13 protein-coding genes and 1 riboswitch are annotated in these 15094 nt (G+C 35.8%); all 13 genes read right to left on the bottom strand.

Going from position 1 to position 15094, the window contains the following annotated elements; all coding sequences use genetic code 11:
• Positions 1–348 precede the first annotated feature (348 nt).
• On the bottom strand, positions 349–1782 hold the full coding sequence (locus tag I580_RS09710; RefSeq protein WP_010771797.1) for an amino acid permease: 1434 nt from the start codon (positions 1780–1782) through the stop codon (positions 349–351).
• A 635-nt stretch (positions 1783–2417) separates the two neighbouring features.
• Entirely contained in the window at positions 2418–3053 is a 636-nt protein-coding gene (thiE, locus tag I580_RS09705; protein ID WP_010771796.1) for a thiamine phosphate synthase, read from the bottom strand.
• Positions 3050–3859, bottom strand: a complete 810-nt coding sequence (gene thiD / locus I580_RS09700) for a bifunctional hydroxymethylpyrimidine kinase/phosphomethylpyrimidine kinase (protein WP_010771795.1) — start codon at positions 3857–3859, stop codon at positions 3050–3052. Before thiD ends, thiE begins: the two co-directional genes overlap by 4 nt.
• Positions 3856–4665, bottom strand: coding sequence for a hydroxyethylthiazole kinase (gene thiM / locus I580_RS09695; protein ID WP_010771794.1), 810 nt, complete (start codon positions 4663–4665; stop codon positions 3856–3858). Before thiM ends, thiD begins: the two co-directional genes overlap by 4 nt.
• A complete protein-coding gene (gene tenA, locus I580_RS09690; RefSeq protein ID WP_010771793.1) occupies positions 4658–5329 on the bottom strand; it encodes a thiaminase II in 672 nt (223 codons plus the stop codon). The genes thiM and tenA overlap by 8 nt, the downstream gene beginning before the upstream one ends.
• Positions 5330–5426: 97 nt before the next feature.
• Positions 5427–5526, bottom strand: a riboswitch (TPP riboswitch).
• Positions 5527–5682: 156 nt separating this feature from the next.
• Positions 5683–6720, bottom strand: coding sequence for a lysylphosphatidylglycerol synthase transmembrane domain-containing protein (locus I580_RS09685; protein WP_010771792.1), 1038 nt, complete (start codon positions 6718–6720; stop codon positions 5683–5685).
• Positions 6721–6750: 30 nt separating this feature from the next.
• A complete protein-coding gene (locus I580_RS09680; protein WP_010771791.1) occupies positions 6751–7029 on the bottom strand; it encodes a DUF1294 domain-containing protein in 279 nt (92 codons plus the stop codon).
• 83 nt (positions 7030–7112) lie between these two features.
• Positions 7113–8021 carry a diacylglycerol/lipid kinase family protein gene (locus I580_RS09675; protein WP_034860215.1) on the bottom strand — a complete coding sequence of 303 codons (909 nt, stop codon included), beginning with the start codon at positions 8019–8021 and terminating at the stop codon, positions 7113–7115.
• 132 nt (positions 8022–8153) lie between these two features.
• The gene (gene pepT / locus I580_RS09670) at positions 8154–9383 is read right to left on the bottom strand and encodes a peptidase T (RefSeq protein ID WP_010771789.1); all 1230 of its coding nucleotides are present in this window, start codon (positions 9381–9383) and stop codon (positions 8154–8156) included.
• A gap of 22 nt (positions 9384–9405) precedes the next feature.
• Positions 9406–10524: a Nif3-like dinuclear metal center hexameric protein gene (locus I580_RS09665; protein WP_010771788.1), complete on the bottom strand. Its 1119-nt coding sequence runs from the start codon at positions 10522–10524 to the stop codon at positions 9406–9408.
• On the bottom strand, positions 10514–11224 hold the full coding sequence (locus I580_RS09660) for a tRNA (adenine(22)-N(1))-methyltransferase (RefSeq protein WP_010771787.1): 711 nt from the start codon (positions 11222–11224) through the stop codon (positions 10514–10516). Before I580_RS09660 ends, I580_RS09665 begins: the two co-directional genes overlap by 11 nt.
• 167 nt (positions 11225–11391) lie before the next feature.
• Positions 11392–13299, bottom strand: coding sequence for an endonuclease MutS2 (locus I580_RS09655; protein ID WP_010771786.1), 1908 nt, complete (start codon positions 13297–13299; stop codon positions 11392–11394).
• 357 nt (positions 13300–13656) lie between these two features.
• Positions 13657–15093, bottom strand: a complete 1437-nt coding sequence (glgA, locus tag I580_RS09650) for a glycogen synthase GlgA (protein WP_010771785.1) — start codon at positions 15091–15093, stop codon at positions 13657–13659.
• Position 15094: the final 1 nt, after the last annotated feature.

Genomic DNA, 15094 nt, shown 5'->3' with positions numbered 1-15094 from the left:
TTTTAGCATGATTCCTTTATATACAGCTGATTCTTTTTTCAAAAACGAAAAGTCACTCAATGTAAAACTGCTGACTTAATTACTAGTCTACTTAACCATCTTTTTAAGTCTTCGATAATGGTTCCAGCTTTTAATCATCCTAAAACGAATACTCAAATCTTCTCGGATATTTTCACGAAACATTCCTTATTCTGCTTCTTTTTACCCTTTAAACCAGTATAAAAAAAGAGGTTGGGATATAACTCTAGGAGTCATATCCCAACCTCAAGGAATCCGAATAAGTGGTGTAATCAAAAGCAACTCTTTTAGAGATCAACGCTTCGATTACAACCTCTTTGATTTCGTTTTTTATGCGTTCTTTTTATCACGACGAGCTAACGCTGGTAAAATCATTCCTAACAATATTAGTACAACCGGTGTAACAATATTAGACGCTAATTGGAAGAACCATGCTTTAGGATCTGCCGCAAAATCAACTTTTGGCACCATTCCTAAGATACATGCAAATGCTGTAAATAGGAAACACCATAAGCCAAAGGCAAACGCGATTTTAGGGTTTTTAATGAATTTGTATTCAGAGGTATAATTTTTGTATGCTTTATTCAACATCATATAGGCAAAGAAGACCCATAGGTATCGCATCGGCATCACAACAGAATTCAAGTTGGTCAACCATTTTACTAATTCTTTGATATTGTCAATACCAAACATCGGTAACACAATAATGATACTTACTAAAATACCTGTTAACAAGTAGCCATTGACCAATGTTCCTTTTTTACTTCTTTTACGTAATGCTGCTGGAACATATTCTGGATCTGCATCTGCTAAAAGAATTTGTAACGGTGCATCGATCGAAAATGCTAGCGCCGAAATTTGTCCAATACCGTTTGTGATTGCATAAATGATCATCAGTAAGTTACCAACACCATAATACTCACCCAACAATTGGAATGCTGTGTATGCACCATTTGCCATTAAATCTTCAGGAATATTATTACTTGCAAACAACATCCCCATTGCAAATGAACCTAATACCGCAGAAACACCAACCATTGCTGCAAGGAAAATCATTCCTTTTGGAAATTCCTTCGCTGGATTTCTCATTGAATTAACATATGGTGAAATTTTCTCTGCTCCACCTACTGCAAAGACCAACATGGAGACCGTCGTAAAATAACTAAAATCAAATTTAGGAATATACGTACTAATTTTATCCATATGAGGTGTCGCAAATTCAACAGTAGAATTCATCATTGGAGCACCTACTGCCAACAGAATAAACAACATTGACATAACAAAAATAGCTGTTCCTGCCATTCCACCAATCACTTTAAGGGTCATCAAACCTTTTGTTGATAGTAATAAGAAAATCAAGAAAATAGCTAGCGAAATCAACGTAATTCCCACAACAGAGAAATTATTGACGATATCGCCATTCCCTTGGATCGCCCAACCAAAAGCGATCAAAACTAATTGTGGTTTTTGAGCTAAGTAAGGGATATGTACAACCCAATACGTCCATGCAGCATAATAAGCCAAACGTTTTGTACTTGTATTTTGAACCCATGAGCTAACACCACCACTACTGTCTTTGAAAGTTGAGCCAAGTTGTCCAACAATCAAAGCATACGGAATAAAATATAAGACCAAGATCAAGATCCATGATGTCACAACTGAAATACCTTGTTGTGCATAGTTATTCACGACATTCCCCAACCCCCAAACCATGTTGAAGGCAATCAAACCAACGGTAAACCATCGCAATTGCTTTTGTTCCATCGAAACACTCCTAATCATAATTAAGTATAAAATATCTTTTTAATCATAATCATTTTTAAGAATTTAAACAAGCTTTCACATGCATAAATATCGGTTTTATTAGCAATTTATTAGATTAAAAATACAAACACTAAGGTTCTCTAATAAATCTTTTCTATCTTTATAAAAAAAAAGGACCAAAAGCCTTATAGTACAAAGTTTCAGCCTCTATTTCAAAGCCATCCTCTTTTTGCTTTTTCTCATCCATATTAAAATTTGGTAATTAACCTTCAGAAAAGGAGCAATCTTGGGACTGGAGAATCAATTCAACAAGATCTCTCTCTTCTTAAATAATAGTTGTATCATTAAATAAATAATCACACTATAGACGATAATCCCTTCAGTCATTTACCAGAAATTCAAGTATGATAGGTCACTATTCTGAACATCCACATTTTCCATGATTGTATTTTCAATGTTTAACATATTAAATGGATTCCATTTCAACCATTGGTGTTCTGGAATCACAGCAGATAAACGATGGGATCAGAAGCAACCTCAGCTAAAAAAAAATCCAATCTATTTTTAAAGAGCAAACAAAATCAACAGAACTGATTTCATTTGCTCTTTAATTGTTCTATTTTTCTTTATAACTGTTATCGTTTTAATGTCCTAACAGCATCTTCAATCTGATTTGCTTGAGTAATCGCTGAAATTACTGAAACACCATCTACAGTTGTTTTTAATACGCTATGAACATTTTCTGTACTGATTCCTCCAACCGCAACGACCGGTTTTTCGGCTAGCTCTACTAATTTTTGCAACTTCATTAAACCAATTGGCCGTTGGGCATCTTTTTTAGATTGTGTGCCATATACAGGTCCAATACCATAGTACGTAATTTCTGGTAGTTTATTAGCTGCTTTCACTTCTTTTTCATCGTGGCAAGACAAACCAACGATTTTACCAGAGAACAAACTTAGCACATTCTTGATTGCTTGGTCTGTTTGCCCCACATGAATTCCATCAGCCCCTATTTCTAGGGCTAAAGCGACATCATCATTGATCAAAAACGGTACATTGTATTGTTGACACAGTAATTGACACTGTTTGGCCGTCCGCATCTTGGCGTTTGGGTTCTCGATACTCCCTTCGCCTTTTTCTCGATATTGAAAGCAAGTGATTCCAGCTTTCAAAGCTTGCTCCAAGACATCCAACAAATGCCCAGACTGAATATCTTGAGTGCCAGCAATAAAATAAACAGATACTATTTCTTTACTGTTTTTCATCATTCGCTACCTTTTCTATAGGCCCAATGATTTGTCGGTCCGTTACCAAGTCCTACTTGAATTTCATTTGCGATTGCGGCTTGAATAAATCCTTTAGCGGTATGAACAGCTGACTTAACTGTATTTCCTTTAGCTAATTCTGCTGTGATACAGGCTGAAAAAGTACAGCCTGTACCATGCGTATTTTTAGTGTTGATTCTTGGTGCAGACAACCACTCTATTTGACCATCTTCAAGCAACAACAAATCTGAAGATTGTTCCATTTCAAGATGATGTCCACCTTTGATAACAATATTTTTTGCACCCAAAGCTTGAATCTTCCTTGCTGCGGTAATCCTATCGTTTTTGGTAGAGATCGTCATGTTTGTAATTACCTCAGCTTCTGGTATATTGGGCGTGACAATATATGCTTGAGGTAAAAGTTCTGAAATCAAAGCTTTAACTGCAGATTCTTTTAGTAACGCATGGCCGCTTTTAGCAATCATTACAGGATCTACAACTACTGGACCAAAATCAGCCGTTTTCAAAAATGTTGTAACTAATTGTGTAATGTCAGTATTAAACAGCATACCTGTTTTTACTGCTGAAATTGAGAAGTCTTCATTCACAACATCTAATTGGTCTTGAATCGCTTCTAACGAAATATCATAGACTTTTTTTACACCTTGGGTATTTTGAATTGGTAATGCTGTCAAAACAGACGTACCAAAAACAAATCGTTCTTGAAATGTCTTTAGATCCGCTTGCATTCCAGCACCACCACCACTATCAAACCCAGCAATCGTCAACGCTTGAATCGTTTCATTCATTTTTCATCTATCCTTTCGATTATAGCTTTTTCCTGAACGAGCTTACTATCTAATCCTGATAATTGATCCAATAAATACGTCCTAAACGATCCAACCGCAACACCTGTTAACTGCTCTGCAACAAGTTCTCCTGCTAAAGCATACATTGTACTAGCAACGACAACGCTTTCTAATGAACGCTTCTCATCAACTCCTAAAAAAGCACCACAAACACAACCATGTAAACATCCTGCACCTGTCATTTTCGTAAAATCTGGCGTACCATTTTTTACAAAGTACGTTCGACTACCATCTGTTATACAATCGATTTTGCCACTTACTGCGATAAAACAGTTTGTTTCAAGTGCTAGTTTTTCTGCAATTTTCTTAATGTCTCCTGAACCTTCTCCAGCATCAACCCCTTTAGATGCCCAAGTAATTCCGCTTAACGCCGCAATTTCTCCAGCATTTCCTCGAATCAAAGTTGGTTTGACTTGTCTTAGCAGTTGTTCAACCGATTGTTTACGATAATTCGTGGCACCAGCTCCTACTGGATCTAAAACAACAGGTTTTCCTAATTCATTCGCTTTTTTACCAACAAGTATCATCGCAGCTAATTGTTCATCATCCAAAGTCCCCATATTCAAAACAACAACCTCTGCAATTGCTGCAACTTCTTCCATTTCGGCAAGTGTACTAGACATAAATGGTGAAGCGCCAATTGCCAACAAACCATTAGCAGAATCATTTGCGACAACAATATTAGTAATAGTGTGAACCAGTGGATTTTTTGTACGTAACTTATCGATTAATTTGTAATTAAGCATGCTTTCCCCCCCATTGTTGTTTTGTATACGCCATTTCCCAAAAACTTAATTCTTCATAACTACTGATTATAAATGCTTGTTTCATCAGTACACGCTCTTCTTTTGAAACTTGTTCAGCCAGATAATCTGTCAGTCTTTTTTGTGTAAGAACAGATTCCCGATAACCATCACTATTATAGGTTTCGATCCATCGTTGATATAACGGATTTGGAGAACCACTTTTTATTAATTCATCTCCAATTTCTTGATATAACCAATAGCAAGGTAATAAAGCAGCTACAATTCTAGCCAAACTTTTACTCTCAACTTCTCGATACATATGCGAAGTGTAATGATAAGCGGTAGGCGCAATTGGCGTTTGACTAATTTGCTCATCTGTTACTTCTAATTCTTTAAAAAATGTATTTCTAACTGAAATTTCGGCTGCTTCTAAGCTTTCTACAGCTGTTAAAAATATTGTTTTAAGCTCTTTTTCTACTGCTATATCTGCAGCTTTCAAATGGATTTTACTAAATTGTTCCAGATAATAGCGATCTTGGATTAAATAAAAACGAAAAATTTCAGGTGGCAACGTCCCTGCTTTTAATTCTGAAATAAACGCATGTTCCTTACTTTTTCGCCAAATCCTTTCAGCAGACTTTCTTACTTCTTCGGTAAATATCATACAATTCCTCCTCATAATTTTTGAGAAGAATCTTAAAAACAGAAAAAAACGCCATGAAATGTCAAAGAACCATTTCATAGAGTTTCGTCAGGTTATTCTATTTCTTAGACTACTTCCCTACGCGAGTATCAACTCACAGGTTCAAAGGGTCCGTTCAAGTGAACATCTCAGTCAAAATGACTCCCCTAGTACTTATCTAAAGTATACCATAGTATTTTTTTAAGTCGATAAAAAAAGGTGTCTGGGACATAACTCTATGAGTCAAATCCCAGACACAAGAAATTTGAATAACGGTGGGAACAGAAACAATTCCTGCAGAAATAAACACTTCTGTCTCCACCATCTGATAAACATCATGTTTCTTTTTTCTCTTTTCTAGCTGCGGAAAGATCCATTTTGATGTCTCTTCTTTTTTGGATCAACACATAAACAAAACCAATCAAAAAAGGCAAAACAAAGCTACCAAAACGGTACAATAGCAAGGACGATACCGCATCAACTGTTCCAACAATCGGTTTAAACAGCAATAAATAAACGAATTCAAATGGTCCAATACCTGCCGGGGTTGGAAAAACACCTGATAAAATAACAGAAAAGCTTGTAAAAGAAACCACTAAAAGAAAATCAATTGTTGGATGATTTTCAACAAGTACAACATAAGGAATCACATACCAGAAAAGTAATTTTGCTACATTCCAGCCGAAAATCCGAATCATTGCAGAGCGGTCTTTCGTAATCGTTTGAACCGTTTCTCTCAAAGAATAAATTTGTAGATTGCACTTATCTACCCAGTCACGTAATTTTTTGCGTTTAAAGTGTTTATCGGTCCATTTTATTAGAAGTACTTGTAGGTTGATGCTACTTGAAAGAATCAGTAACGAAAAAATAATGACAAACGTCAGCCCAACACCTACTAAAATAAAAGGAATCATTTTTGGCGAATGCTCATAAAATAAAGAAAACTGAAATATCAATCCTATAATAGATAAAAAAATAACAGCTACTTTATACATGATCATATGCAACGCAGTAACACCGACTCCCTGAGAAACAGCTAAACCTTTTTTCTTATAAAAATAAATTTCAGAAAGTAGTGTCCCTGTCCCAAAAGAAATCACCCGATAAAAAGCAACATAACATGAAGTAAAAAAACCATCTTTCGTCGTGAAGTCTCTCTGAAAATAAGAAGCAATCTCTTTAATCGATCGACCTTCTACAATTTGATAAACTACTCCCAATAAAATAACCAGACCAACAACGACCCAGCTTGTTTTCATTAGCTGAGCAAAAATATCACTGAGAGAATTGTCCATGACATAGATGATCACTCCGATAAAAACAGCCAACAAACTGATATTTAGGAAAACTTTTGTTTTGGAATTGCTCTTCATAGTTTCTCCCCACTAAATTTGTATTCACGATTATCTTTTATAACTAAAATAAATAATTGCAATAGCTACAAGTGTACCAAAAATAAAAGCAAAATAAAAGCGTAACTTTCTTGTTTTATGATGAAATAATTGCTGAGCTAGTAAACCACCAGCTCCACCGCCAATCACTCCGATAAAGAGCAAATTGGATTCTGGTATCCGCCATTTTCTTCTTCTAGCTCGCTGTTTGTCTATATACATTGCAAAAAATTCAATCACATTTAGACTAAGTAAATACACCCAAGGTAAATGCTTCAAAAACTCTGTCATACTTTTTCCTCCAATATCGTTCTCTTATTAGGATACCCTTAAAGAACAAGAATTGTAAAGGAAATTTAACAATCCAATCAAAATCAGCTCGAAGATTTTGGTACAAAAACTGTAAGACCATGTTTGACGACGTTCATTTGAACTGGCAAATCTTCGCTCGGATCTCCATCAACACGTGTCCCTACTTTCTTTTCGGATGTATTTTTAATACTTATTTCAGCTGCTGTCATATATTTTAATCCGGGAATTTCATAAACCTTGCCTAAAATAATTTTTGGTAGATAAAAGGCTAATTTGAAAAAGTTTAATTTGGGTAAGATCGTCAAATGAAACAAACCATCATCTGGTGACGCTGAAGCATCAAAATTGGTATAACCTCCAACAGAATTCGTCATCGTCACGGTTACTAATTGTGTTTTCCCTTGCCATTGCTCTTTATCGGTTTTGATCTCTAAACGATAGCGTTTTTTCTTAGCGAGTAATTTGAAAAAATTCTTCACAAAAATAAGTTTTCCATATTTTTGTTTATCTTCTTGGCTGATTCTCGCAGCAGTATCTGCTAAAATACCAATTGTCATTGTACTAATGATGACTTTTTTATTGATCATTCCATAATCGATTTTTCTTGTAACACCACCTAAAATTATATCAGCAGCATCTTCAAACTTCATAGGAATACCTAAGACCTTAGCCATATTATTTACTGTGCCGCCAGGCAATAAGCCTACTTTTAAGTGTGGTAATTCTTCTTTGAAATCGTCCACATTATGATTGATCGTTCCATCTCCACCGATGAAAATCAAGGTATCAACATTTTTAGTTTTCGCCTTTTTAAGCGTTTTACTACTATCGCAATCAGGGCCAACTTGTTCTAATAAAAAATTCGTGGATGTTTGACCATGATTTTTTGCATACTCTACAAACTGTTCCGCTAATTCTTTGCCCTTATCTTTACCTGACGTCTTATTAAAAAGAATCATTACATTTTCCATTATCATCACGTTTCCTTTCAATTAAATTATTCAGTGAAACACCTAACTTTAACCAGAAAAATAGGAAGTAAGTCACTCCTTGTAACTGTACTCCCTCTTTTCAATTTTGGCTATTATTTGAGTAGATACGTATTATTTAGCGTTATTTTCCGCAATTTTAACGATAACATCTGTGGCTTTCTCCATCGCTTGTAATGAAACAAATTCAAAGCGTCCATGCATATTTTCGCCGCCTGCAAAAATATTCGGCGTTGGAATCCCTAGATAAGAAATTTTAGAACCATCTGTTCCGCCACGGACAGGTTCGATCAGAGGTTCGATATCTAGCTCGATCATCGCATTTTTAGCTAATTCTATAATGCTCATATCTTTTTCAATCACTTCACCCATATTATAATATTGATCAAATAAATCGATTTGAACCCGCTCTTGATCAAATGGCTGATTGATTATTTCTTGAATTTTAAGAATCAGTGCTTTTCTAGCTTCAAATTTTTCACGATCATGGTCACGGATGATATAGGTCATCTGAGCTTCTTCTGGTGTTCCACCCATTTGAGCTAAGTGGAAAAACCCTTCATAACCGTCTGTTTTCTCTGGTACTTCGTTTTGTGGTAATTGATTATGGAAATCGATGGCCAACTGTAACGCATTAATCATTGTATCTTTTGCTGTTCCAGGATGAACATTTTTTCCTTGGATCGTAACTTCTGCTTGCGCTGCGTTGAATGTTTCATATTGTAATTCACCAACGGGGCCGCCATCCATCGTATATGCAAAATCAACGTTAAATTGCTCTACGTCAAACTTATCAGCACCTACACCGATTTCTTCATCAGGACCAAACGCTACACGAATCGTTCCATGTTTGATCGATGGATTTTTGATCAAAATTTCCATTGCTGTCATGATTTCAGCGATTCCAGACTTATCATCCGCACCTAAAAGTGTTGTGCCATCAGTTGTAATCAAAGTTTGATTTGCATAGTTTTTTAGATTAGGAAAATCAGTTGTATTTAATGTGAATTTTCCTTCTTTGTCTAATTTGATCGTTGATTCCCCATCATAGTTTTCAATGATTTGCGGATTGACATCTACCGCATTAAAATCTGCAGTATCCATATGAGCAATAAATCCGATTGAGCGAACTTCTTTGTCTACATTACTTGGCAAAGTAGCAATCACAAAACCATTTGTTTCGTTATAAAGCACATCACTCATACCAATTTCTTCCAATTCTTTTTTCAACGTTTGCGCAAACGCAACTTGGGTTTGAGTTGAAGGAGTTGTTTCACTTTTCGGGTTAGAGCGAGTTTCTGTTTTTACATAGCGTAAAAAACGTGGTAATAAATTTTCATACATAGTTAAGTTCCTTCTTTCCAGTTTATCTAAATTTAAACGGATTCGTATTTACCTTTGATTCGATAAACGTTATGTCCCAATTATAATCTTTTTTCCATTGATTGAATAGTTCCACCAACTTCGGTTTGCATAATTGCTCGATATAATGCCCAGGATCAATCACGGACAAGCCTTCTGTCAGCATATCATGTCCTGTATGATAATAAACATCTCCTGTTATATAAACATCTGCCTGTTTTTTAATCGCATCACGGAAGAATTTTTCACCACTACCGCCACAGATTGCAACACGCTGAATCAGTTTATTCTCATCTTCTGCTACGATTCTTAAACCATCTAAATCAAATGTATCTTTGACAGTCTTCACAAAATCCTTTAAAGAAATTGGCTTATTTAAATTACCTACTCGTCCCAGCCCATATTCTTTGGTAATATTTTCTATCTGATACACATCATACGCAGGTTCTTCATAAGGATGCGCTTTTAACATTGCTTTGATTACTTTTGCCTCGATTGTTTCTGGAAAAATCACTTCGATTTTTGCCTCTTGAACAGCTTCTTCTTTACCGATTGTACCAAGTGTTGGATTAGCACCAGCACCAGGCGTAAATCTTCCTGTCCCAATCAATGAGTAACTTGTATTTGAATAATCACCTTGAAGACCTGCGCCTGCTTGTCCTAATACTTTGCGCATATTTGCCGCACAATCGACAGGAACGAAAACAGCTAATTTTTTATAACCAACCGTATGGGTTTTGGTTAAGTACGTCGTATCTTGAATTTCTAAACGTTCACAAAACCAATCATTTAAGCCATTTTCAATAATATCCATATTCGTATGTGCTGCAAAAACAGCAATATCGTGCTTCAGTAAATCCGCATACATCTTAGTTTGTAAATCATCTGTATCCAGACGTTTTACTGGTCTAAAAATAGGTGGGTGTTTTGCGATGATCAAGTCCACTTGTTTCTCAATCGCTTCTGCAACTACTTCTGGTCTAACATCTAAAGTGACTAACACTCGATCTAGTTTTTTATTCAGTGTACCGATGTGTAATCCTACAGAATCGCCCGCTTCAGCCAACCATTGAGGACAATAGGCTTCAAAATGTTCAATAAAAGTTGTACCCTCAAGACTCATTTGATAAAACCTCCTGGATTTCAGTGATTTCTTTTTCTAATTGTTGCATTCTTACTTGCTGATCACCTGAAGCTTTGGCTAGCTGCGCTAAAATAGCCTCACGTTGTTTTACTTCTCCATGCCATTTTTTGTAAAAAATAGGGGACTGTTTTTTTAGCAAAATCGGTCCGAAAAGACGTTCTTTTTCTGAATAGGCAACTCTTGTCTCTTGTCTAGCAGCCACAATGATTTCATAGATTTTGTTATTTTCTTCTAAAATATCTTCTTCAATAATTGTATAACCGTGAACAGTCAACCAATCACGTAACGGCTTTTCGCCAATATTTGGCTGTAAAACGAGGCGCTCATTTCCTTGAAGTCGTTGGTTTGTCCAACCAGCGTCCAAAATATCCCGGATCAAAACACCACCCATACCACAAATCGTGACTGCTGTGATTTTGTCTGTTTCCTCTATTGCATCTAAGCCATCTGCTAAACGAACTGTGATTTGATCAGTTAAATCATTTTTTCGCACTTGTTTTTGGGCCGCTTCATAAGGTCCTTTGACTACTTCTCCTGCCACCGCAAAATCAAGTTTCTTTTGTAAAACTAATGCTACTGGTAAATACGCATGGTCAGAACCGATATCTGCTAAACGGCTTTGTTCAGGGACTAATTCTCCCACACGAGCTAAACGTTTTGATAATTGATTTTCATTCATTTGACATATTCCTCCGAAGTTATTATACCATTGAAAAATAGGGTTGAAAACGTTGAAAGAAGGAAATTATATGTACTACTTTTTGATCAGCTAAAAAAACAAGGACATAAAAGCAGAACGATACGTTGTTTTTATGTCCTTGTTGTTACGCCACATTTGGGAATATCTTAGTGATGATTATTTTTTGATTGTCTTTCCTGCATTTCTTTTCTTAATTTTTTATGTGCCTTCTTTGATCCTCTTTCAAGATCTCGAATTTTCTTGCGATCATGGTAATCTTCAAATAACGAATCTAGATCATAATTTGGCGGATATAATTCTTTTGCACTACGGTCTAGTTTTAATTGACGGTTATGCACTGTCACTTTTTTATTCTCCACAAAAATAATCACATCATTTGTCATTTCCATCGATTCATAGACCAAAGCAATTTGCTTTTTCTCCGTCCAAAATACTCTATCCCCTTTTTCATAGGTTGTAGAGCTAGTTTGCTCTTTTTGTTTTTTAAGTTTTGGTAGAGTTGTTTCTTTTTTTGTTGAATAGTTGCGGTTGTGTAAATAGTTTTGAGCACGAATAACGACTTGTTTATCTAAGTTCATCTTATTGGCGATCCAAAACGCATTACTTTCTCCAGTTTCCCCTAAGATCAGTTGATATTTTGGCGTTAAGTGTTCTGAATCAAAAGCCATTGCAGCAGTTAAAAAATCTTCGTGTTGTTCAGAAAATCGTTTAATTTCACCATAATGAGTCGTCGTAATCATGATACTGCCTTTTTTATAGAAAGCTTCCATGATCGCAATTGCTAAGGCCGCTCCTTCATTTGGCTCAGTCCCACTGCCGATTTCATCTAGCAAAATCAAACTATTCTGTTTTGTTTTCGCTAAAATTTCAGAAATATTATGCATATGACCTGAAAAGGTGCTCAAGGCATTCTCAATACTTTGCTGATCTCCAATGTCAACGAAAATCTGATCAAAAATAGCAATGTTTGTACCTGCATCTGCAACGATTTGTACACCAAGCATGGTTTGCAAACAAATCAGACCAACTGTTTTTAATACCACTGTCTTTCCACCAGCATTTGGGCCAGTGATAGTCAAACCACGATAGTCTTTTCCTAGCGATAGGTTTAAAGGAACAGCTGCTTCCCCTAATAAAGTATGCTTCACATTGACAAACTCAAGAATTCCTTCCTGATTGATTTCAGGCTCGATACCATTGATTTCTCTGCTGAATTTTGCTTTGGCAAAAATCATATCATATTGCGCAACCACTTCTAAGTTTGATTGAATCAAACTCATTTGTTCTGCAATCAGCCCTGTTAATGTAGATAAAATTTGATAGACTTCCGTCGCTTCTTCCATCTTCAATTGATATAATTTATCATTTAACTTCGTTACTGTTGCAGGTTCAATAAAAACAGTCGTTCCCTTAGAAGAAGCTTCCACGATCGTTCCTGAAATTTGGTTTTTATATGTTGCTTTGATTGGCACTGTATAACGATCATTTTTCTTAACGATAATTGCTTCTTGTATTTTTGGCTTATTTTGGGTATTTCGAAGAAATGAATTCAGTTTTGATTCGATTTCTTTTTCGCATTCTTGAATAGCTCTACGAATTTTTCGAAGCTCACGACTAGCATCATTCTCTACTTGATTATTCCGAATGACCTGATAGATTTCATCTTCAATGTCAGAAAATAGCTGTAGCGATTCACTGTATCTAGCTAAAAGCGGCGCAATAAATTCATTTTTTTGCATAAATGACTGAATTAAACGACTACTTCTAAGAAAATCCGCATAGCTGACTAATTCACTTGGCTCTAAAATAAACCCTTTTTCCACTTGATTTGTCAGATGCTCAATGTTGTTCAGTCCCATAAAAGGAACGTGCAAATTAGCTAAGAGCAGGGCTTTTGCTTCTGCTGTTTCTTGCAGGCGTTTTTTTACTATATCTAACTGACTGCTTGGACGCATATTCTTGATACGTTCTTTTCCGTAAAAACTGATAGCATACGTCATTAGTTTTTCTTTGATTGTCGTAAATTGGGTTTTATTATAAGTATCTTGATTCATACGTATCTCCTTTTCATTTAAGAGATACCTATCTTTTTTGAATGGTCAAAGAGTTTTATTGCAAAACGATAACAAAAAAAGGATGAAGTCTTCCTTTCATCCCTCAATAATCGATAAATAAAGATAGATATACACGATCTATCAGCTATTTTTTATGAGTTAAGATAGGTATCAACATAGGTATACTAAAGAAGCCATCTAAAAATGGACATTAATTCTTCAGCTATTCATTTCCTTAGGTTAGATACTTACACTCACAAAAACACCTCATAATTTTCTTTGGCTATTCATTTCTCATTAAAAGTATACCTTGATTTTTCTTCATCGTCAATCTATAGAATCAGATAGTTTAATTGATTAGGCTTGAGAAACATCCTTGTATAGATTTAGGTAAAGTTGACTCGATTTTCCCCAGCTAAAATCTTTCTCCATCGCAGTCTTTACCAGATGCTGCCATGTGTGTTGATCATTTCTATAAAGTTCGATTGCTATAAGTGTACTATACATCAAATAATATGAGCTAAATTCAGAAAAACCAAAGCCTGTCCCAGTCTTCGTAATTGGATCAAAGGAAATCACCGTATCTTTCAACCCGCCAATTTCATGAACAATGGGTAAGGTGCCATAACGCATCGCAATCATCTGGGATAAGCCACAAGGTTCTGTTGCAGAAGGCATCCAAAACAAGTCAGCTCCCGCATAAATCCACTGTGCTAATGACACATCAAATGTAATATTAACACTGATTTTATCTGGATACCGTTTGACAAAAGAACGAAATGATTGTTCGATCCCCTTATCTCCAGTACCTAGTAAAACAAGTTGTACCTCTTTTTCCAAGAGATTCGACAATTCATCTAAAACTAAATGAAACCCTTTTTGAAACGTTAAACGACTGACGATTCCTATCATCGGTACATCTGCTTTCACAGGTAAGCCTAGTTTCTTTTGCAATGCTTGCTTGTTCTGCATTTTTCCTGACAAATTTTTGATAGAAAAATTAGCTGGAATCAACTTATCTGTTTCCGGATCATTCATTTCATAATCAATGCCATTTAAAATACCACTTAATTTGCCTTGCTCTAACCGTAAAATTCCATCTAAGCCAAAACCAAACTCAGATGTTTTGATTTCTTCAGCATAAGTTGGGCTAACTGTATTTACCCGATCCGCATATAAAATCCCCGCTTTTAAATAATTAATCCCGTCACGAAAACGTGTCGCACCATCATAAAACCGTTCCGATCCCATTCCAAACAAATCAGGCAATAAATCCTGACTATACGATCCTTGAAATTCAATATTATGGATTGTCAGCACTGTCTTGATTGAACGCAGAGCCTCATTTTCTTGGTATTTTTCTTTTAGTAAAAACGGCACCATTGCCGAATGAAAATCATTGACGTGGATCAGATTAGGCATAAAATCAATTTTTCCTAGCATTTCTATGATTGCTAAAGAAAAGAAAGCAAAACGTTCTGCGTCATCCTCATAGCCATATAAATTTTCACGGTCAAAATAATACAAATTATCGATGAAGTAATAGACGATCCCGTTTAACGATAAACGCTTGACTCCACAGTATTGGCGGCGCCAGCCAACTTCGACATAAAACCCAACCAGCTCTTCACATTGTGCTTTATAGACATCTGGCATCTTGGTGAAATAAGGTAAAACGACTGAAATCTCTATTCCATTTTCAGCTATTTTTTTTGGTAATGCACCTGCAACATCCCCTAAACCACCTGTTTTAAAAAATGGAGCACACTCTGCAGATGCGAATAATACTTTCATG

This window comes from Enterococcus caccae ATCC BAA-1240, assembly GCF_000407145.1.
Lineage (GTDB): Bacteria > Bacillota > Bacilli > Lactobacillales > Enterococcaceae > Enterococcus_L > Enterococcus_L caccae.
The sequence above is the reverse complement of the archived record's forward strand: the minus strand, read 5'-3'. Positions and strand labels throughout refer to the sequence as shown.